The following is a 21368-nucleotide window of genomic DNA, read 5'->3' on the forward strand; positions in this document are numbered from 1 at the left end:
ACCATGCGTGAAAAACTGAAAAATTTCTTTAATGGCAAATCAACCAGCATAATTTCCGCGGCCGTGATTGTCGCGGCTGCTTCTTTCGCAAGCCGGCTCCTCGGCGTGGTGCGCGACCGCATTCTCGCCGGCCAGTTCGGCGCCGGCGACGAACTTGATATTTATTACGCTGCGTTCCGCCTGCCCGATCTTGTCTACAGCCTGCTTGTCGCCGGCGCGCTTTCGGCCGGATTTATTCCCATCTTCGCCGAACTCATTAGCGGCGACAAATCGCAGAAAGCGGCTTGGCGCGTGGCGAACGGTGTCTTGAATATCGTTTTTTTGGGCACGGCCGCGCTTTGCGCCATTCTTGCTCTGCTCGCGCCTTATATCATTCCGTTTGTCACGCCCGGATTTTCCGGCGAAAAGCTTGAATTCACTATTCAACTCTCGCGCATCATGTTTCTCTCGCCGTTATTTTTGGGCCTTGGTGCCGTGTTCGGCGGCATCCTGCAGACGCATAAGCGCTTCATCCTGTATTCAGTCGCGCCCATATTCTATAATCTGGGCATCATCTTCGGCGCGTTATTTTTAGTGGACCGCTTCGGCTTGGCCGGGCTCGCTTACGGCGTGGCAATTGGCGCATTTTTGCATTTTGCGGTGCAGATTCCCGGCGCGTACGCGCTCGGCTGGCGCTACTCGCCGGCTCTGCCCCTTGGCGATAAGCATGTCCGGAAAATCGGCAAAATGATGGTGCCGCGCGTTTTGAGCCTCGCGGTCAACAATATTAATATCATCGTCATCACGGCCATTGCTTCAACCCTTGCGGCCGGCAGCGTGGCGGTTTTTAATCTCGCGAACAATCTTCAGTATTTTCCGGTCGGCATTATCGGTTTCTCGTTTGCTATTGCCGCGTTTCCGACCATCTCCGAATTCGCGGCATCCGAATCCTGGGAAAAATTCAGAAAAGCATTTTCCAATACCGTGCGCGATATTCTTTTTTTCATGATCCCGGCTTCAATCGTCTTCCTTCTGCTCCGCGCCCAGATCGTGCGCGTCATTCTGGGTTATGGCGAGTTTTCTTGGGAGGATACCATTCTCACCGCCGACGCGCTCGCGTTTTTTGCTTTAAGCCTTTTTGCGCAGGCAATCGTCCCGCTTTTGGTGCGCATGTTTTTCGCGGTAAAAAATACGGCCACGCCGTTCATTGCCGCCATACTTTCGGCCGCGCTCAATATCGCGCTCGCGCTCTGGCTCATTGAGCCGCTTGGCGTGGTCGGCCTTGCTCTCGCGTTCACCGCCGCGAGCATCTTTAACGCCGTTTTTCTCTGGGTGGCTTTGCGTTTCCGGGTCGGATACCTTTTCGAATTTACAATTATCCAGTCTTTGTATAAGATAACCGTTGCGGCGCTTGCCATGGGCCTGGTCATCCAGGTTTCCAAATATCTAGTTGAGCCGTTTGTGAACATGCAGACATTCATCGGTATTCTGACGCAGGGCGCGGTCGCCGGCGGGCTCGGGCTTCTGGTCTATTGCCTCGTCTGCCTGATCCTCCGCAGTCCGGAAATGCTGAATTTTAAAGCCTCTCTGCAGAGAAAATTATTTAAAAAATATTACAAACCCCAGGAGAGCCTGGAAGGAGCAGATAAACTGTGAACAACCTCCGCAACTTTTGCATCATCGCGCACATTGACCACGGCCTGCCTTCGGCAGGCGAGAGTGCCCTAATCAACGTTTAATCACATGAACAATCTCCGCAACTTTTGCATCATTGCCCATATCGACCACGGTAAGTCCACGCTGGCTGACCGTTTTTTAGAATTAACAGGCACGGTTGATAAAAGAAAAATGAAAGAGCAGATTCTGGACAGCATGGATCTTGAGCGCGAAAAGGGGATCACCATCAAACTCCAGCCCGTGCGCATGGAATACGAGGGATATATTTTAAATCTGATTGACACTCCCGGGCATGTTGATTTTAATTACGAAGTTTCGCGGTCATTGGCCGCGGTTGAGGGCGCGATTCTCTTGGTTGACGCGACCCAGGGCGTGCAGGCGCAGACACTCGGCAATCTGTATATGGCCCTGGAGCAGAATCTCGCCATCATTCCGGTATTGAATAAAATTGATCTGCAAAATGCCGATGTCGAACGCTGCCGCGAGGAGCTCGTGAAACTCATCGGCTGTAAGCGCGAAGAGATTTTTGAAGTTTCGGCCAAGACCGGCAAAAATGTTGAACAAGTACTCCGGGCTGTGATTCGCGAAGTTCCGCCCCCGTTCGGCGAGGCGTCCGCTCCCCTCCAAGCTTTAATTTTCGATTCCGACTACGATGAATATAAAGGCGTTGTCGCCGACGTGCGTTTGAAAAACGGGGAGCTGTATCCCGGTGACCGCATCCGGCTCGTCGGCACCGCCGCGCCGACCGAAGCGCTTGAAGTCGGATATTTCCGGCCCCAGCTTGTGAAATCCGCCAAACTCGCGGCCGGCGACATCGGTTACATCGTCACGAGCCTTCGGACGATCAAGGATTGCCGCGTCGGCGATACCATCACCCTGGAAAGCAATCCGGCGGCGCTTCTGCCCGGATACAAAGAGGTCAGGCCCATGGTTTATGCCGGCATTTTTCCGCGCGACGGCGCCGAGTACGCCCGCCTGCGCGAGGCCATGGACAAGTTAAAATTAAATGACGCGGCCCTCGCTTTTGAACCCGAACGCTCGCAGGCGCTCGGCTTCGGCTTCCGTTGCGGGCTCCTCGGCATGCTTCATCTTGAAATCGTGCAAGAGCGGCTCCGGCGCGAATACAATCTGGATCTCGTGGTCACCATTCCGTCGGTGGCTTACAAAATATTTGACACCAAGGGAGAAGAGATTACCATCAAGTCCGCGCAGGAGATGCCCGACCCGTCGCGCGTTGAGCATATCGAAGAGCCGTGGGTGAGCGTGGACATCGTTACCCCCAAAGAGTTTGTCGGCAATATCATGTCGCTCGTCTCCGAACGCCGCGGCATTTACAAAAACACCGAATATCTGGATCCGAGCCGCACGATTATGCATTATGACATTCCGCTCGCCGCCGTGATTGTTGATTTTTACGATAAACTTAAGAGCGCGTCATCCGGATACGCTTCGTTAAATTACGAATTCATCGGCTATCGCCAGGCCAAGATAATCAAGCTCACGATCCTGGTGGCCGAAGAAACGGTTGAAGCCCTGTCCATGCTTGTGCCCGAAGATGAAGCCTACCGCGAAGGCAAGCGCATCGTCACCCTGCTCAAAGAAAGCCTGCCGCGCCAGCAGTTTGTCATCAAAATTCAGGCCGCGATCGGCGGCAAGATTATCGCCGCCGAGCGGCTTTCCGCCTTCCGCAAGGATGTCATCGCCAAACTCTACGGCGGGGACGTCACGCGCAAAAACAAACTTCTGGAAAAACAGAAAAAGGGAAAGAAAAAAATGATGTCCCGCGGCCACGTGGAAATCCCGACTGAAACATTTTTGAAAGTACTTAAAAGATAAATTTTTTTAATTATGCCATTAAATATAAGCTATAGTGCAGAATTTGAAAAACGAAGAATAAAAAACACGATTAAAAAATTGTCTTGGTATAAAAAATTAGGGTACTCGCCCTGTTTCCCGAAAAATATTAATCCCCAAAATGATAATTTAAAAAAAATATACGCCGCTTTTAAAAATGAATACGACGAGGCAGATTATAAAAGAGCCGCTAGGGAGATTAACGAAAAATTTTCTAAAATTGAAAGTACTTTTTACGATAAGCTAGAGAAAATATGCGGTAAAAAAATCAAAAGAAATTTTAAATTGATACTTACTAAATATGGCGTTGGCGGTTCTTATTCATCGCCAAATACAATAATATTCAACATTAAATGGAAGTTTTCAAACTCGGTTAATATAGTTTTGCATGAAATTACGCACCTAGTAATTGAACCGCACATAAAAAAATATCAAGTTCAACATAATGAAAAAGAACGGATAGTCGATTTGATTTTGACATCAAAGCCCATTGGATTGAAAAATTATAAAATGCAACAAAGAGGAGAAGAATATAAGAAATTTTTTGACCCGCTATTTAAAAAATATTTTAAACCGCCCATAGGCAGTTTTTTTAAAAAATTAGCACGACTACACAGAAATCCTTCCCTGCCCCTCCCTCCTGCCTGCCGACAGGCAGGTTATAAAGGGAGGGGACCGGAATAGCACGGCCGCAGTATCTTGTTCCCCTCCTTAATAAAGGAGGGGAAAGGGGAGGATTTTACAAGTGGATTTTAGAACAGCGCATGAAATATTATCCGACCTACAATTCAAAATTAAAACCAACGGCACGCGTTTTGCGGAACAGTATGACTCCCGCGGAAATACTTCTCTGGTCAGGGTTGAAAGCCAAGCAATTCTGCGGATTGCAATTTTACCGGCAGCGTCCGCTCGGCAATTATATTGTTGATTTTTATTGCCCCGCCAAAAAGCTCGTGATTGAAGTTGATGGCGGGCATCATTGTTATGATGACAAGCAGGTCGCGAACGACAAAAAGAGACGCTTATCTTAAAAAAGTTTTTAAATTAAAAATATTGCGATTTAATAATGTTGATATCTTGAATAGCATTGACGAAGTGCTCGAGAGAATTGCGGAACAAATATATTGATATATTTAGCAAAATAATATAATGTAACTTTACATCGCAGACGATTTATACTTCACGGTTATCTAGCCGTGAGAAAAAAGGAGGAGGCCATGGAGCAGGATCAGCGCGATAAGTATTTGGCTGCGGTTGACCGGTTCAAGCCGCACCTAGTTGACTGGAGCAGGCGCATCCGTGTACTCGCGGCCGACGAGGAGGCGCGCGGCAAGGCCGAATACGAGCGCGTTATGAGCGAGGGAGAAACCCGGCCCGGTGATGGAATCATAGCCGAGGTTTGGCCCTATGCCAGACTCAAAACTAATCACGAGTTCATGGTGCGCGAAAGCGAGCTCAGTATCTTCGGCAAGGAGGACAGCTGGCGCCGGCCGTGGAGCGACGTCGAGGAAGACGGGCGCAATGCGTTCTTCAAGCTCTTTCTCGGGCATGTGCCCATGTGCCACTTCCGTGGGTCAAGCGATGCCGCCATGCCTGACTTCCGCGTCCTGCTCATCGGCCTCCTGGAGGATGATGCCAAATTCATCCAAGTGCTGGAGGGGAGGAGCTAGCCTCACGCGGCTCAAGACATCCTAACTCGACCCATTTGCCAAGAGCAAGTGGGTCTTTTTTTTATGAAAAGGCGAGCGGTTGACAAAATATCACATTTATGATATTATAGTCAGTTTTAAAGGAGGATAAGATGAGCCGCAAGCACAAAGAGGCGATAGCTCACCTGAAGGCGATCGGGGTGATACGAGGATACGACATCAAGTCAAAGCTCCCCGAGCTAGAGAGGACGTCCACCTTCCTGCGGTTCCCACCGCCTCCGGATTTTCTAAGAGTGGACCCTTCTACCGATCGGGCGGTGATGGACGAGGTTCTGCTGCGAGAACGCGCCTCACTTCATGCCATGTGGGCAAGGGAGTTTGATCAGGGGATGGCGATGGAAGACCGTCGTATCGCCATGTGTGAGTACGAAGAAGGGCCGAGAGAGGCCCTCATGAAGCCGCCCTGGTACAAGCGCCTGCTGGTTCGTCTCGGAATGGCCAAGTCTCCGCGAATCGAGCCCTAGCGAAGCAAAAGCTACTCTCCGATCATATTGAATACATCATCGATGCCTGCTCAAGCGCCATCGCACCTCTGCGACGGCGTCTTTTTTTCTGCATAATTTTGTGCTAAGCTCATAAATAGAGGAGGAGATACGATGAATTATTCCAGCCTGGACGAAGCTTATCTTGCCTTGGAGAGAATGCGTAAAGAGCGAGAAACTGCGCTTACGAAAGAGGAGAAGGATAAGCTGGACATGGATATCGCATACCTTCGGCACGAGATTAGAAGTGCTTCCTCGGAGGAAGTCCTATACGCGCGTTGGGGCGATAGCGACTTCGACGAGCCTGACGACTCCGACGGGTTCTGCGACCCTGACGGACCCTATGACTTCGACGAGTTCGCGGGAGACGGCGACGGAGGCTGTCTCTAGGAAGAAATTCCTGAACTTGAAGAGGGCTATGGAGAAGTGAGCCAGCGCCTGTCTTTGACAATTTCCGCAAAATGATGTAGCTTTTAAATATTCAAGGAGAGCCTCGAGAGGGACCCGCACACCTCTGGATGCCGAGACTTTCCAGAGCTGCCAAAAGAGGGCACGCAGAGAGGAGCTCTGGCCAGCGAACCTTTCCTTCCGGAGAACCCATCAGTATCGGGCGCTGCGTTTCCTGTATGCGGTTTCCGGTATGCGTGGGAGTGGAGGAAATGGCCACCAATAATCTCTGCACCTTATTTTGTTCCTTTCTTGATGTTATCCGTCGCCCTTGCGATGGAACCGTTTCGTCATGTCCTGCCTTGCCTTCAAGTCGGGACTTTTTTTATCTATAATTTTTTATGGCGTTGTTACGGCGAACTCATTGCCCTATATCCCGTCGTATAGTAAAATATAACTGCTTATGAGACCAAGGCATATAAAATTAATAAAAAGACTAGTGATTCTGGTATTTTTTTTGTTTATAATTTTGAGTACCATCCTTTGGACAATGGCCCCACTGTTTTACTAATATGAGAGCGTTGAATATTTATGAAACGCCCTCATCCCGAGTTCCGATCGCAATCGGGACGAGGGATCTATTATACTCGCGGCAAGAAACATCGATTATAAAAGAGATGAATATTTTTAGTTATCCAACGGTCTAAATATGCGCAAGGCTTGGAAAATCGCCGAGGCCGTGAGCCCGGATTATTGCGCCCGGTTTCCGGAAATCTCACCGGTCGTGGTTCAGCTTCTGGCGAACCGTGGCCTTGAGAGCCAGGAGCAGATTGACGAATTTTTGGCGCCGGATTTTACGCGGGATATTAAAGATCCTTTTTTATTTACGCGCATGCGCGACGCGGTTGAGCGCGTTTTTCAGGCGATTGAGGCGCGGGAAAAAATTACGGTCTGGAGCGATTACGACGCCGACGGCGTCACGAGCGGCACAATTGCGCGCTCGGTTATCCGCGAGGTCGGAGCAAAGTTGGGCTATGACGGCGAGCTGGTTGACTTTTACATTCCGCACCGCGACCTGGAAGGCTACGGCCTCAATCAGGCCGGGGTTGAAAGAATCGCCAAAGAGGGGTGCAAACTTCTGGTTGCCACGGATTGCGGCATCGGCAATGCCAATGAAATCGCCTGGCTCCGGAAAAAAGGAATCGATGTCATCGTAATCGACCACCACCAGGTGCCCGACCGCCTGCCGGACGCGATTATTATTCATACTTCAACGCCCGGTGAGATTTATCCGTTCAAGCCCTTTGCCGCGGCCGGCGTGGCGTTCAAATTTGCCTGCGCCCTGATTACCGCAGGGCGGGAGCGGGGGATTGATTTTTCTCCGGGTTTTGAAAAATGGTACCTGGATCTCGTGGCCATCGCCACGGTGACGGACATGATGCCCCTCATCGGAGAGAACCGCACCCTGGAAAAGTTCGGGCTCGTGGTGCTCGCAAAAACGCGGCGGCCGGGCCTGCGCAAACTGTTTGAAGCCGCCGGCATCGCGTCCGAGAAGCTGGACACGCGTTCCATCGGATTTCAGATCGGGCCGCGCCTTAACGCCGCAAGCCGCATGGACCACGCCAATCAGGCATTCGCGCTCCTCAATGCCGAAGACGAAAAACAAGCCGCCGAACTCGCGACAGAGCTTTGCTCATTGAATCAGCAGCGCCGGGACATCACCAAAGAAACATACGATCAGGCAATCGCGCAAATCGGCGATCCGGGCAACCGGAAAATTCTTTTCAGCCGGAATGAATCCTGGCCGCCGTCAATCGTCGGGCTGGTGGCCGGCAAAGTCTGCGATGATTACTATCGCCCGGTGATTCTCATCGGCCGCGAAGGGGAGAGGTGGCTTGGTTCGGGCCGGAGCATTCCCGAGTTTGACATTACTGCCGCCCTGCACTCGGCCGAAGAGCATCTGGCGCGCTTTGGCGGCCATCCCGGGGCCTGCGGCTTTGACATGAAGTCCGAGGCCGATATCGCGCCGTTTATTGAAAAACTCACCAAATACGCCGAAGAGCGATTAGCCTGCGTCGCGCTCGCGCCGGCCATAAATATTGAGGCCGAATTGGGGCTCGATGAAACAAATTTTGATCTGGTGCACGCGCTCGCTGAATTCGCGCCGCACGGCATGAATAATCCCAAGCCCATATTTTTGGCGCGCGATCTCACGGTCGTGAGTTTTGAAACCATGGGCATGGACCAAAAGCATCTGAAAATCGCGGTAAAGACTCCGGCCGGCGCCACAAAAAAATTAGTCGGTTTCGGCATCGCCGGCCGCATCTCCGAACTCAAAGTCGGCGCCAAGCTTGAACTCGCTTACGAACTTGATATCAACCAGTGGAATGGGAATCAGGAGCTGCAATTTAAAATTATTGATTTTAAATTATGAAAAAACTCCGTATCTACACCGACGGCGGTGCCCGTGGGAACCCCGGCCCGGCCGGTATTGGCGCCGTAATCTATGACGCCCAAGATCAGCAAGCCGGCGCGCTTGCGCGGATTTCGGAATTCATCGGCAATGCCACCAATAATCAGGCCGAATACCGCGCTCTGATCGCCGGACTTGAAAAAGCCGCCGAGCTCGGCGCCGACCAAGTGGAAGTAATTTCCGATTCCGAACTTTTGGTCAAGCAGTGCCGCGGCGAGTACAAAATCAAGAATCCGGATCTGGCCCAGCTCTTTATGAAAGTCTGGAACTTGATACAGAAATTCAAAAAAGTCACATTTCACCACTCATTGCGCTCGGGCAATGCCGAAGCCGACGCGTTGGTGAATTTGGCTATTGATAAAAACAACCGTTAGAAATCCAAAATCCAAATGTCAAACCAAGGTCAAAATCCAAACGCCAAAAAGTATGATTTGTCTGAACGCACCGCGAGGTTCGGAGGGAATATTATAGATTTCGTTGGGACCATCTCGGACAATTCAATTACCCGGCCGCTCAAGAGCCAGGCCGTTCGTTCTGGAACCAGCATCGGCGCAAACTACATGGAGGCTGACGGCGCAGAATCCAGAAAAGACTTTTTTCATAAAATCGGCATATGCAAAAAAGAGGCAAAAGAAACCATGCACTGGTTGCGCATGATCGCCAGGACAAATATGGTATCAAAAGAAAAATGTATTGCTTTATGGAAAGAAGCGCATGAACTCGCGTTAATCTTTTCCGCGATTATTATCAAGAAGTAATTTGGGCTTTGGATTTTCCGCCAGGGGCGGATCTGCCTCGGGCATGAGGTTTGAACTTTGGATTTTGAAATTTGGATTTTTAAGTCAGTTTTTGGCTAAAACTAGAATAATTAATCAATCAGCCATCAGGCCCTGCGGCCTGTTTATTTTTGTGCATATCTCGATATAAAATTAGGTTATTTTATGATAAAATACAACCATAAACTATGACAGAGAAAAGGCGAACAATTATTGAGTTCGGATTTGTTTTTTTGGTATTTGCGTTTTTGATATTTATCGGTCCGCAAGCCTCACGAGCCGCGGCTGATGATTTTTTCCGCGGCTGGATCTGGAACGACCATATCGGCTGGATTTCCATGAACTGCGCGGATACCGGAACCTGCGCCGCGGTTGATTACGGCGTGGACATGGATCTCTCGAACGGCAATATCACGGGCTACGCCTGGTCCGAGAACGCCGGCTGGATTTGTTTTGGTTCAACCTGCGCGGGCGTGACGCCCCAGGGCGGCGGGAGTTATGCCGGATACGCGAGTTCCACCGGCGAGATCGGCGGCTGGGCAAAAATGGAATGGCTGAATATGCCCTCCGAAGGCTGGATTTCATTAAACTGCGCCAACCCGGCGGTTTGCGGCGCCTCAAATTACAAAACCACGATCAGCACATTTGATAATACCGATGTCGGAGGATGGGCCTGGAACGGGAACGGCGCCGGCGCGAATCAAACCGGCCTGGGTTGGTTTGATTTTTCCCGCGTCATCGGCACCAAAGAATTTATGTGCCAGGATCTCCTGGACAACGACGCCGACGGCCTAATTGACTGCGCCGATCCGGATTGCCCGTGCGCCCTGGAAATGAACGAGCCGCTCTGCACTGACGGAATTGATAACGACGGCGATGTTCTGGTTGACTGCCTGGACAATCAGCCAAATCTCGCCAATAGTTGCTGGCACCATGATCCCTATTGCCCCACCAACGAAGCCCTGGCCTGGCTCTGGGACGGTTCTTCCTGGGTTCAGCCCGGCGGCAGCGTCACCTGCCACGACGGTTCGGACAATGATTATGACGGCGTAGTGAACGGCGCTTACGACCAAAGTCCGCTCACCGGCCGCGATTGTTTTGATGCCGACTGCGCTCCGTTCTGCACAGAGGAACCGGAAAATTGCGCCGACGGATTTGATAATAACTGGAACGGGCTTACGGATTGCGACGACCCGATCTGTGCTGGTACCTGCTCCGGATTCTGCGAATTTAATGATTCGCCATGCGACGAAATCGGTGCGGTTTGCTACGAAGATCCGGAAACTCATCAAAAATATTACTGCAAGGCCCGTCCCTGGCTCGAAACTAAATACGGCCAGGTCTACGGCCAGCTTGGCGTTGAGGGCCCAGCCGCGCCCGAGGGCATGTCTAATGCCACTTTCTGCGTTATCGCTGCGACCGGCGGGATTGCGAATTTTACAAGTGAACAGAGTTGTTATATTTCTCCGGAGGATGTTTTTGGCTTCCCGAGCCAGCTCAATAAATACACCAACATTCTCGGCAACCTCGATATCGCGGGAATTATAAGCGGTCTCTACGGCGATGTTGTGCCCATGACGAGCAACATCATCCCCCCGGTTCTGAACGGGAAAATATACTATTGGGCCGACGGCGACCTCAATATCCAATCCGCGATTCAAATTGCCGATGCAATCGGTAATGGCAGCGGTGCCGGACTTATTATTGTCCGAGGCGACATTCGGTTTGACTATGATGTGATCTATGGCACAAGTAATATCTCCAAGCTCAAACAGCTTGCTTCAATCGGCTGGATCGCATTAAGGGATCCCGTTTCCGGTTTGGGCGGTAATATCTACATCGGCAATGACGTGAACAATCTCGTTGGCGCGTTTTATGCCGAAGAAATGGTGCAGACTGATGCGGGCAATGTGCCGCTTTTAGTCAACGGTTTGATGATTTCCAAGAAATTTGATTTCAATCGCGTCTTCTCCAGCGGCGCCCAGGGCGCGGAGCGCATCATCTTTGACGGCCGTGCGCTCACCAATCCGCCGCCGGGCATGGAGGATCTGACGAGATCATTGCCCTCAATTCAAGAAGTCGTACCAACGAGGTAATCCCGAATTCTGAATTTCGAATTTTGATTCAATTATGAAATTAAGAATTATTAATTGATTCGAAATTCAGAATTCAAAATTCGAACATATTTAGACACATATTAGAAAATTTGGTATAATTTATCTATAAATGCCTTTATTTGGTAAACCGACAAAAAAGAGTTACCTCGGCGTCGACCTCGGTGCCGGCGGAATTAAAGTTGTGGAACTTATGAACGAGCGGGGACGCGCCCGGCTAGTGACTTATGGTTACAGCGACCGCCCGTTTGAGGTTATGTCGACCAATATTATCGATACGGCCAAAGACGCCGCCGAAACTCTGAAAAAAATTTGCCAAAAAGCCCAGACCTCGTCCACAAAGGCCGTGGCCGGTTTGCCGGTTGCTTCAGTTTTTAGCTCAATTATTACGGTCCAGGCAAAAAATCGCGACGAGCTCAAAGAGGCGATTCAGGCTAAGGCAAAAAAGCTGATCCCCATGCCAATTGAAGAAATGATTATTGATTCCAAGATTTTAAACAAGCTGCCCGAGGGCAACAAAGAGTTCCCGGCCGAGTCGCGCAATATCCGCGTTTTGATCACCGGCGCGCCCAAGGGCATTGTAAAAAAATACATTGAAATATTTAAAATCGCGGGTTTGGAACTCTTGAGTCTCGAGACCGAGGCGTTTGCCCTGATTCGTTCGCTCGTGGGCAAGGACCCGTCGTCAATCATGATTATTGATTTCGGTTCGGTGCGTACAAACTTAAGCGTGATTGAAAAGGGTATACCCTTTCTGAACCGCAGCATAAACATGGGCGGGCTGACGATCACTAAAACCATCAGTCAGAGTCTGGGCCTGGGCCTCAAGGAATCCGACCAGATGAAGCACGACATCGCTTCGCTCTCGCGCGTCGCGCCGGGCGGCAGTCTGCCCAAGCTTTTGGACAATCTGCTCCAGCCGATCGTGAATGAAATCAAATATTCGCTCAATATGTATGCCGCGCAAAAAGAAAGCGAGGGGACCACGGTGCAAAAAATAATTCTCACCGGCGGTTCATCGCTCTTGCCCAATCTTTCGGATTATTTTACCAAACTTTTGAATATCAACACCTATCTCGGCGATCCGTGGGCGCGCGTTATTTATCCCACCGAGCTGAAGCCGGTTCTTGATGATATCGGTCCGCGCTTTTCCGTGCCGGTCGGACTCGCCATGAGAGACATCGGAATCTAATTTCGAATTTCGAATTCTGGATTTCGAATTTCAAAATTCAAAATTGATTCAGAATTCAAAATTCGAAATTATGACTAACGGAGGAATTAGCCTGCTGCCTGAGGACATGAAAAAACTGGAGCAGGAGGAACTTGGAGAAAAGCCAAGCAAAGAGCCGGAAAAGGCTCCGAGTTTTCATATTCCCGGCACTGAACCACAAATGTCTCAATCCGAAGATCTTGGTCCGTTGCCCGCGCCCCGGCCACCGGTTTCCCAATTTACGTCCGAAGCAAAGAGAGAAGCCCCGGTTGCGCCCTATAAACAACGACTGTCGCGTCCCGGTGAGCCGTCTAAACCGCCGCCGCCACCGATTCCACAGCGCCGTTCGCTTCAGGTTAGTTTGATTCCCGAGGAAGTGAAGGAAAAGAAACAGAATATCAAATTCCGTAAAATTGCGCTCGGTGCTGTCTTGGGTATTGAAGTCGCGTGCTTGATCGTATTCATGCTCGTGGCCGACGGTTTTGTTGAGGCAAAGCGCCAGCAGATTGAAAAAATTGATGCCGATATTGCCAATACCAAGGCGCAGATTGGAACAATGCGCGACGAGAATGCGGAAATTTTTATGGCCGAGAAAAAGCTTAATGCCGTAAATTATTTGCTCGGCCGGCACGCCGTGCCTTCAAAGATATTTGAATTCTTGGAGAAGAATACTCTTTCCGCGGTCTGGTATGAGAGTTATATTTCTACCGGAAAGGGTGAGCTATCGCTTTCGGCAGCGGCGGATAATTTGGAAACCGCAGCAAAACAAATTGCGCATTTAGAGGCAATGCCCGAAGTTAAGGAAATTCGGGTCAATAATTTTGAAAACAGGACGGATTTGTTAGGTCGGGAAACCGGTGTCAGCTTTGAAATGCAGATTGTGTTCGTTGACGGATTTTTAAACGCCAATTGATTATGGCCGAGCCAACGCCAATTTCAAAAACCAAAGAAGTTAAACCCAGGCCCAGGGCGCCGTCCGCGCTGTGGGTGCGGTATTATAAATCATTATTTATTTTCTCAGTGCTCGTCATTGCAGTCGTCGGCTGGTTTTTACTAATCGGCCCGAAATATGCGGAGATGAGCGCCATGGATGTCGGAGCCAAACAGGCTGAACTCAACGCCTACAATGCTACGCTGCAGAAGTTTCAAAAAGCGGTGAGCGACTGGCAGGCGGCTCCGTCCGAATCCCGGGCTAAACTTGATTATTTTCTGCCAACTGGCGAAGACGCGCCCGGTCTGGTTGCGCTCTTGGATGTCATGGCAAGAACGAGCGGATTCGCCGTAACCCAGATTTCCTTTTCGCATCTGGAGCAGCCGATTGAGCCGGCATCCGAAGTGTATCCCATCCTGATTTCCATGAGTGTTGAGGGCGGGGGATATGCCGAACTCAAAAAATTTATTGATAAAATCGAAAGCGATCTTCGGCTCATGGATGTCGACACCCTGACCTTTCAGTCGGGCAAGGGATCGTATGTTTTTAACATCGTTGCGTATTTTCTCAAAAAGTGAGATGAAAAAGACTTTATACAAAATCGGCGGCATCGTTGCTCTCGTGATTCTCGGAGGGATTATTTATTTTGGATTTTTCGCCGCGCCGGCAGTTGAATCGCCTTCAGTCGAAATCGGGGCTTCGCAGATTGGCATTAAAATTCCGGCCTTGAATATGGCGCCTCTTTCGGAAAAGGATTTTTCATCGTTAAAAATATTCAAATCATTGCCCCTGGCCGTCGGGACGGCGGGCAATGTTTTCCCGTTTCAGGAAATTATTTTAATCGCGGCAAGTGAAACCGCGGCAATCGTGCAATAAAAATATGCCATTTGGAAAAATAAACACAAAGATAATCGATGAACTTATCGCCAAGGGCAAACTTGATGCTAAGCAGCAGAAAGCGGCGCTCGCCGAGCTTGAGGCCGGACGCAGTCCGGAGGAGGTTTTGGTTAAAGGTGGATTAATTAAAGAGGATGACCTGACTCGGGCGCGGGCCGTTGCCTATAATATCCCATTCAAGGACTTGGCCGGGACGGTGATTTCAAATGAGGTTATAAATCTTCTGCCGAGGGAGAAATCAGAGCAGTACAACATGATTGCTTTTGCCCGCGATGCCGGGGGAATTAGCATCGGCTTGGTTGACCCGCGCGATTATCAGTCCATGGAAGCGGTTGAGTTTTATGCCGAAGAGAATGGTTTAAAAGTAAAATTTTTTATTGTATCCCCGACTGCATTCCGCAAGGCAATGCGCCAATTCCAGATACTAGGCAAGGAAGTGGAAATGGAGCTCGAATCAGCCAAGGAGAAATTTGCACCCAAAGAAGAAAAATTGCCCGAGGAAGACATTGAGAAGGTGCTTACCGGCGCGCCGGTTGCGCGCATTGTTTCTACGATCATGCGCCACGCGGTTGAATCCGGCGCATCGGATATTCACATTGAACCGACCGACGGGCCGAGCCGCGTGCGCTACAGAATTGACGGCGTATTGCGTACCGCTTTGCGCCTGCCGAAGTATATCCATTCGGCAATTATGTCGCGCATCAAGGTTATGGCCAACCTTAAGATTGATGAAACTCGCATTCCGCAGGACGGCCGCATCACCGATATAATCGGCGGTAAAAAAATTGATTTTCGCATTTCAACATTCCCGTGTTCGGATAATGAAAAAGTCGCCATGAGAATTTTGGACACTTCAGCCGGCGCGCCGACCTTGGCGGGTTTGGGTTTTAGTCCGAGAAATGTTGAACTCATTGAAAAAGAAATCAAATCGCCGCATGGCATGTTTCTCATCACCGGTCCGACCGGTTCGGGCAAATCAACCACGCTTTATGCCGTTCTCAATATGGTGAAAGGGGAGAATACCAACGTCGTGACGCTCGAGGATCCGGTTGAATATTTCATGGAAAGCGTCAACCAGTCGCAGATTCGTCCGGAAATTGGTTATACGTTCGCGAGCGGCCTTCGCGCGATTCTGCGCCAGGACCCGAATATCATTATGGTCGGCGAAATCCGCGACCGCGAGACCGCCGAGCTCGGCGTGCATGCCGCGCTCACCGGCCACTTGCTTTTTTCAACTATTCATACGAATGACGCGCTCGGCGCCGTGCCGCGCCTCATTGATATGGGCGTAGAGCCTTTCTTGCTCGCGTCAACTCTGAACGTGGTCATTGCCCAGCGCCTCGCGCGCCGCATCTGCGATAACTGCAAGGAGGTCGTTGCTCTGCCCAAGGATGTTGAAGACGAAATGCGCGAGGAGCTCGCCGGCATTCCCAATGAAGTCTTGCCCAAGGGCGTCAAGCTGAATGGCAGCGTTTCTGCTTATCGCGGCAAGGGCTGCCCGCGCTGCAACGGAACCGGATATTCCGGCCGCATCTCGGTTGCCGAAATTATGAGAGTAACCAAAGAAATGGAGCAAATTATTGAGGAGGGTTTTCCGAGCGAAAAGGCCGAAGCAGAAATTAAAAATCAAAAAATGATTCGTTTGCGCCAGGACGGTTTTCTCAAGGTATTGCTCGGGCTTACTACCGTCGAAGAGGTTATGCGCATCAGCCAGGAGTAAATATGTCCCAGCCGGAAAATATTGAAAAGAGTTTTGCGGAACAGGATCTGGGAAAGCTTGCCAGAAAAGGTTTGCGTTTGCTTTCTCGCGTCAGTACTCGCGATCGGGTGGTTTTTTCGCGCCAGCTCTCGGTAATGATTTCCGCGAACGTGCCGTTGCTTCGCGCCCTGCGCTCCATGGTCCAACAGACCGAAAATCCGGCTCTCAAAGATATCGTAGAAAATCTTGCCGACGAAATTGAAGGCGGCGCCAAACTTTCGGATGCCATGGCGCTCCACTCGGATGCTTTTTCCGAGTTCTACATCAGTATGGTGCGCTCCGGTGAAACCACCGGCCGTATCGACCAGACCCTGAATTACTTAGCGGATGAGCAGGAAAAGGATTACGAGCTCATGAGCAAGATCCGCGGTTCCATGATTTATCCGGCGTTTATCATCTGCGGCCTTTTGGCGGTTGGCGTCCTGATGATGGTGTTCGTGATTCCCAAGCTGACGGATATTCTTCAGGAATCGGGGGCGACCCTGCCATGGACCACGCGCGCTCTCATCTTTACGAGCGGATTCATGACCGGATACTGGTGGCTCATTTTAATCGCGTTCGTGCTCGCGGTTGTCGGTCTCCGCGTCGTTTTGCAGATTCCGGCCGGTCGCCTGATTTGGGACAGTCTCAAGATTCATCTGCCGCTCTTTGGTAAAATATTCCGCAAGATTTATATCGTCCGGCTGACGCGCACGCTTTCCACTCTGATTACCGGCGGGGTTGATATTGTGAGCGGGCTCACGGTTGTCTCCAATGTCGTGGGCAACGCGGTTTACAAAAAAATGATCGTGGAAACTATCAGCGAAGTTGAAGACGGCAACTCCATTACCACGGTTTTTCGCGAGTCCAAGCTTATTCCGCCCATGGTGGTGCAGATGATCGCGATCGGCGAGGAAACCGGGCAGATGGCTTTCGTGCTTGAGAAACTTACGGATTTCTTTTCGCGCGAAGTCCGTACCCTGGTGGAAAGCCTTGTGACCGTAATTGAGCCGGCAATCATGATTGTCATGGGCGTCGCTGTGGGCATCATGGTTTCCGCTGTTCTTATGCCCATGTACAATCTGGCTTCTGAATATTAAAAATGATATAATCGAGCTGTTGATCCATTCAACAGCTCGCCCTGAACGTAGTGAAGGGTCTAAAAAATTAATTAATTAACTAATTACCTTATTGAACTTATGAAGAACAAAAAAGGTTTTACCCTGATTGAGCTTCTGGTGGTAATCGCCATCATCGGCCTTCTCTCGACTTTGGCCGTGGTCGCGCTCCAGAGCGCTCGTCAGAAATCGCGCGATGCCAAGCGCGTATCGGATATCAAGCAGGTGCAAACCGCGCTTGATATGTATTTTTCGGATGGAAATAAATATCCGGAGCAAACCGCCACTTTGGGAGTGGCACCAGCCACGATACTCTGCAGTACAGGCGGATTCGTAGGCACTTGCGCAAGCCCGGCCACTAAATATATGGAGCGCGTTCCGGCCGATCCGAGCACGAATTCCTATATTTACACCGGTGCCGCGCTAGGCGCATCGTATGCTCTTACATTCACGCTTGAGGGCGCGACCGGCGGCCTGCCGGCCGGCGCACATACGGCGACCCCCGGCGGAATTCAGTAATTCGCAGTTAAATGCTTATCAAAACATCCCCCTTGATTGGGGGATTTTTGATTTACGGATAAGCAAAAAAATGGTAAAATGAGACCGTTAAATTGATTTAACGGTCTCATCCTGAACGAAGTGAAGGATCTCTCAATGGTGTTTATGGAAAACGGGATAATTTACGCAATCGCCGTTATTTTGGGCTTAGTCGCCGGCAGTTTTATTAATGCCTTGGCATGGCGGCTCAAAACCGGCGAGTCGGTCCTGCGCGGACGTTCGCATTGCCCTCGGTGCCGCCACGGCCTCGCCTGGCGTGATTTGGTGCCACTCTTGTCGTTCATCGCGCTTTGCGGTCGCTGCCGTCATTGTAAAAAGTCCATTTCCTGGCAGTATCCGGCCGTGGAGGTCATTGCCGCTTTGCTCGCGGCCATCATTCTTTGGCACGGGCTTGCTTCGGGATATGAAATATTTGAATTTTGCCGTGACTGGTTTTTCAGCGGTATTCTGCTCGTAATTTTTATTTATGATTTGCGATGGGGGATTATTTTGGATCAGGTTTCACTGCCCTCAATTATTGCCGCGCTCTCAATTAATTTACTGCTCGGCGTATCCTGGTTCAGCCTGATCATCGCCGCCGCGCTCGGTGCGTCATTCTTTGGCCTGCAGTTTGCCATCTCTCGCGGCAAGTGGATTGGCGCCGGCGATATTCGCATGGGCGCGCTCATGGGCGCGATGCTTGGCTGGCCGTCAATTCTCGTTGGTTTGTTTCTCGCGTATATTTTAGGTTCTGCCGTGGCCGTGCCTCTTCTGATTTCTAAAACCAAAAAAATGAAATCCACCATTCCGCTTGGTCCGTTTCTGGCAGTCGGCACGTTCGTGGCCATGCTTTGGGGCCAGCAGATAATCAATTGGTATCTGGGATTATGATATACAAAAACGGCTTTTCTCTTATCGAGGTGCTTGTATCCATCTCCATCTTTGCGCTGATTACCACCTCCCTGGTCGCAAATTTTCGCGGCGGGGAGACCAAGAACCAGCTTAATCTTGCGGCGTCAAACACCGTAGCCGAACTGCGCAAGGCGCAGAGCATGACCCAGGCCGGACAGCCGACCCGGGTTTGCCTTAGCGGCGATCAAATTATCGGAAATTGCGAGGCCAATCCTTCCTGCGCCGGCACCTGCGTTGAAAATGTTCCGGTCGGCGGTTGGGGACTGGTTTTTACGAGCGGCAGCGACAAGATGAAGCTGTTTGCAAACAGCGAGCTTGCGGTTGCGTTTGATGAATCGGAAGAACAAGTGAGTGAATTACCGGTTTCTCCGACCGGCCGCGTTAAAATTTCCGGCATTACGACCGATACCGGACCCGTCAATACCCTGGTCGTGTATTTTAGACCGCCTGTGGATCGCATTGTTTTTGCCGGCGATGTCGCATTGAATCCAACCAACGCAACCATCGTGCTGGAACACATGACAAGTGGCGCGACCCGGATAATTAAAATAAATAATATTTCAGGAAGAATTGATGTTGAATGATAATCAAAAGGGGCAGGGCCTCATTGAAATGCTTATCGCCATCGCGATTATTCTAACCGCAATCGTCGGCGGTCTTTCGCTTATGATCTCAAGCTATAATGCTGAGCAGGAAAGCGCCCGTCGCACCGTCGCGGCGAATCTTGGCCGCGAAGCCATCGAAATCTGCCGCGGTCTGCGCGACAGCGCGTGGATAAACCGCGCGGCTTTTGAGAGCTGGTTCACGAACGCGGATTTGGATTACTCATTCGCGCCGTCATTTGATGAAGCGCAGATGAAATGGACGCTCAGCTCCGTGCCGGACGCAATTTCCGATGCCGCCGCGGGCGTTTATCAATATAAAACCGGTTCGCTTGCCGGCATGATGAATAATTTTGAGGCGCATGACGCCGCGACCACGCTGTTTCGCCGCATTATTTTCATGAATCCAATCTGCTGGAATTCGGTTACCCAAACCGAATCCACAGTGGAGGACGGAAGCCGTTGCACGCCGCTTGAAACCGTGGGCGTCAAAATCCGGGCGCGCGTTGAATGGTCGGAGCGCGGACGCACCCACGGCGTCAATGTAGAGGACCAACTTTATAATTGGAGATGGCGATGAAGAATAAAAATAACAAAGGATTTACGCTCATGGAGATGCTGGTCGTTCTGGCCGTATTTTCTACTTTTGTAATAATGGCAACGGATTTGTTCTTGACCGTGAACCGCGTGCAAAGGGAAACCCAGGTGTCCGAGCGAGTTTTGAGTGAAAACCGTTCCATTTTGGAGACCATTGCCCAGGAAGTGCGGCAGAGCAGGGTTGATTACAAAGCCTATGGCGATCCGGCAAATCCGGCTGACGCGATTGTGAGTCCGGTTGGCGAGCTAAAATTACTTTCTGCGGCCGCGGAAAAAGTATTAATCAAAAAAGATTCTACGTTCTGCCCGTCCGCCCTGAGCACGCCCTGTGTGGTCGTGAGCCGCGATAACGGCGTGAGCTGGGCTTCAATGACGCCAAAGGGCATCCGCGTGATTGATATGAAATTTATCGTGAGTCCGGCGCTGGATCCGTTTTATTTCAACGGCACTGATTATCTTTCGTCCGAGCAGCCGCTTGTTACCGTAATTTTAAATCTTGAAAGCACGGACGAGATGGGCAAAAAACACGCCCAAGTCAGCAATCAAACCAGCATTGCCGTGCGCGCTTATGAAAGATAAAAATATCAAAATTAAAAAAAATGAACAGGGAACGGTTTTGCTCCTCGCGCTTTTGCTCATGGCGTCGGTTGTTGTTGCCGGAGTCGGCATGGGACAAATTATTATGTCGCAAATCCAGCAGGCGATTCTAACCGATGATTCAATCACCGCGTTCTACGCCGCCGAGGCCGGGCTGGAAAGTTCTCTCTTCAAATTGCGCGCCCTGGATATGTCCGCGGGTTCGCTGCCCGTCGCCGGAACGCTTGATAACGGCGCGACCTGGAGCATTACGACCCAGAGTTCGCGGGCGGATGTTACGGTAAGTCTCGCGGACAATCAAACCTACCAGCTGGATCTTTTTAATCCCGATAATCTTGCTGAAGCGCCGGGCATTGAGTCATTGCGGTTTACCTGGACCGGCGCCGGCCAGCTTGAAATGGCGTACATCAGCTGGTTTCCGTCCGCCGCAATTAATACCGCCGTCTGGCCGCAACAGGAATATCAGGTCGTGACGCCGCCCTTGTCGCTCGTTGGCCCGGCGGTTATCCGCAATGAATTTTCGGCAAATCAGGCGTATCGCGTGCGCCTGCGCGCCGTGAACGGGGCGCTCTCCAGCCTCAATATCACCGGCTGGAGCATGGACAATGCCGTGGCCGGAAGCCAAATTGCTATGCCGTCGCATATCTCCCTTTCTTCAACCGGCCGGTTTGCCCGCGCGCGGCAGGCGCTTTCGGCGAGCATCCCGCGTTTTGCCCAGCTCTCGGGCATCTTTGATTTTGTTTTGTTCAGCGAAGAAAAAATTTCCAAAGAATAATGT

Annotated in this window: 22 protein-coding genes and 1 pseudogene; all 23 read left to right on the forward strand. The window is 50.8% G+C overall.

Features of this window, described 5'->3' with window-relative positions:
- The first annotated feature begins 3 nt into the window (after positions 1 to 3).
- On the forward strand, positions 4 to 1635 hold the full coding sequence (murJ, locus tag PHW53_03080; protein ID MDD4995417.1) for a murein biosynthesis integral membrane protein MurJ: 1632 nt from the start codon (positions 4 to 6) through the stop codon (positions 1633 to 1635).
- An 87-nt stretch (positions 1636 to 1722) separates the two neighbouring features.
- Positions 1723 to 3492, forward strand: coding sequence for a translation elongation factor 4 (lepA, locus tag PHW53_03085; GenBank protein ID MDD4995418.1), 1770 nt, complete (start codon positions 1723 to 1725; stop codon positions 3490 to 3492).
- Between the two features lie 12 nt (positions 3493 to 3504).
- Positions 3505 to 4194 carry a hypothetical protein gene (locus PHW53_03090; GenBank protein MDD4995419.1) on the forward strand — a complete coding sequence of 230 codons (690 nt, stop codon included), beginning with the start codon at positions 3505 to 3507 and terminating at the stop codon, positions 4192 to 4194.
- Positions 4195 to 4274: 80 nt separating this feature from the next.
- A pseudogene (locus PHW53_03095) lies at positions 4275 to 4638 on the forward strand (endonuclease domain-containing protein).
- 68 nt (positions 4639 to 4706) lie between these two features.
- Entirely contained in the window at positions 4707 to 5180 is a 474-nt protein-coding gene (locus PHW53_03100) for a hypothetical protein (GenBank protein ID MDD4995420.1), read from the forward strand.
- Positions 5181 to 5311: 131 nt separating this feature from the next.
- Positions 5312 to 5683 (forward strand): hypothetical protein, encoded by a 372-nt coding sequence (locus tag PHW53_03105; GenBank protein ID MDD4995421.1) that lies wholly within the window; start codon positions 5312 to 5314, stop codon positions 5681 to 5683.
- 132 nt (positions 5684 to 5815) lie between these two features.
- Positions 5816 to 6091, forward strand: a complete 276-nt coding sequence (locus tag PHW53_03110) for a hypothetical protein (protein ID MDD4995422.1) — start codon at positions 5816 to 5818, stop codon at positions 6089 to 6091.
- A 706-nt stretch (positions 6092 to 6797) separates the two neighbouring features.
- The gene (gene recJ / locus PHW53_03115; GenBank protein MDD4995423.1) at positions 6798 to 8522 is read left to right on the forward strand and encodes a single-stranded-DNA-specific exonuclease RecJ; all 1725 of its coding nucleotides are present in this window, start codon (positions 6798 to 6800) and stop codon (positions 8520 to 8522) included.
- A complete protein-coding gene (locus tag PHW53_03120; GenBank protein MDD4995424.1) occupies positions 8519 to 8935 on the forward strand; it encodes a ribonuclease HI family protein in 417 nt (138 codons plus the stop codon). Before recJ ends, PHW53_03120 begins: the two co-directional genes overlap by 4 nt.
- A 15-nt stretch (positions 8936 to 8950) precedes the next feature.
- Entirely contained in the window at positions 8951 to 9319 is a 369-nt protein-coding gene (locus PHW53_03125) for a four helix bundle protein (protein MDD4995425.1), read from the forward strand.
- Positions 9320 to 9525: 206 nt separating this feature from the next.
- Positions 9526 to 11433 carry a hypothetical protein gene (locus PHW53_03130; GenBank protein MDD4995426.1) on the forward strand — a complete coding sequence of 636 codons (1908 nt, stop codon included), beginning with the start codon at positions 9526 to 9528 and terminating at the stop codon, positions 11431 to 11433.
- 130 nt (positions 11434 to 11563) lie between these two features.
- A complete protein-coding gene (pilM, locus tag PHW53_03135; protein ID MDD4995427.1) occupies positions 11564 to 12643 on the forward strand; it encodes a type IV pilus assembly protein PilM in 1080 nt (359 codons plus the stop codon).
- A gap of 70 nt (positions 12644 to 12713) precedes the next feature.
- Positions 12714 to 13574, forward strand: coding sequence for a hypothetical protein (locus PHW53_03140; GenBank protein MDD4995428.1), 861 nt, complete (start codon positions 12714 to 12716; stop codon positions 13572 to 13574).
- A 2-nt stretch (positions 13575 to 13576) separates the two neighbouring features.
- Entirely contained in the window at positions 13577 to 14170 is a 594-nt protein-coding gene (locus tag PHW53_03145; protein MDD4995429.1) for a hypothetical protein, read from the forward strand.
- Between the two features lies 1 nt (position 14171).
- Positions 14172 to 14468, forward strand: coding sequence for a hypothetical protein (locus PHW53_03150; protein ID MDD4995430.1), 297 nt, complete (start codon positions 14172 to 14174; stop codon positions 14466 to 14468).
- A 4-nt stretch (positions 14469 to 14472) separates the two neighbouring features.
- Complete coding sequence (locus PHW53_03155; protein ID MDD4995431.1) at positions 14473 to 16209, forward strand: GspE/PulE family protein; 1737 nt, start codon at positions 14473 to 14475, stop codon at positions 16207 to 16209.
- 2 nt (positions 16210 to 16211) lie between these two features.
- The gene (locus PHW53_03160) at positions 16212 to 17327 is read left to right on the forward strand and encodes a type II secretion system F family protein (protein ID MDD4995432.1); all 1116 of its coding nucleotides are present in this window, start codon (positions 16212 to 16214) and stop codon (positions 17325 to 17327) included.
- A 99-nt stretch (positions 17328 to 17426) separates the two neighbouring features.
- Entirely contained in the window at positions 17427 to 17864 is a 438-nt protein-coding gene (locus tag PHW53_03165) for a prepilin-type N-terminal cleavage/methylation domain-containing protein (GenBank protein MDD4995433.1), read from the forward strand.
- A gap of 144 nt (positions 17865 to 18008) precedes the next feature.
- Complete coding sequence (locus PHW53_03170) at positions 18009 to 18773, forward strand: prepilin peptidase (protein ID MDD4995434.1); 765 nt, start codon at positions 18009 to 18011, stop codon at positions 18771 to 18773.
- Entirely contained in the window at positions 18770 to 19378 is a 609-nt protein-coding gene (locus PHW53_03175; GenBank protein MDD4995435.1) for a prepilin-type N-terminal cleavage/methylation domain-containing protein, read from the forward strand. The genes PHW53_03170 and PHW53_03175 overlap by 4 nt, the downstream gene beginning before the upstream one ends.
- Positions 19368 to 19976, forward strand: a complete 609-nt coding sequence (locus PHW53_03180; GenBank protein MDD4995436.1) for a prepilin-type N-terminal cleavage/methylation domain-containing protein — start codon at positions 19368 to 19370, stop codon at positions 19974 to 19976. Before PHW53_03175 ends, PHW53_03180 begins: the two co-directional genes overlap by 11 nt.
- On the forward strand, positions 19973 to 20572 hold the full coding sequence (locus PHW53_03185) for a prepilin-type N-terminal cleavage/methylation domain-containing protein (GenBank protein ID MDD4995437.1): 600 nt from the start codon (positions 19973 to 19975) through the stop codon (positions 20570 to 20572). Before PHW53_03180 ends, PHW53_03185 begins: the two co-directional genes overlap by 4 nt.
- Positions 20562 to 21365: a hypothetical protein gene (locus PHW53_03190; protein MDD4995438.1), complete on the forward strand. Its 804-nt coding sequence runs from the start codon at positions 20562 to 20564 to the stop codon at positions 21363 to 21365. The genes PHW53_03185 and PHW53_03190 overlap by 11 nt, the downstream gene beginning before the upstream one ends.
- Positions 21366 to 21368: the final 3 nt, after the last annotated feature.

The sequence above is a fragment of the Patescibacteria group bacterium genome (genome assembly GCA_028710985.1).
GTDB lineage: Bacteria > Patescibacteriota > Patescibacteriia > JAHJFT01 > JAHJFT01 > JAQTTB01.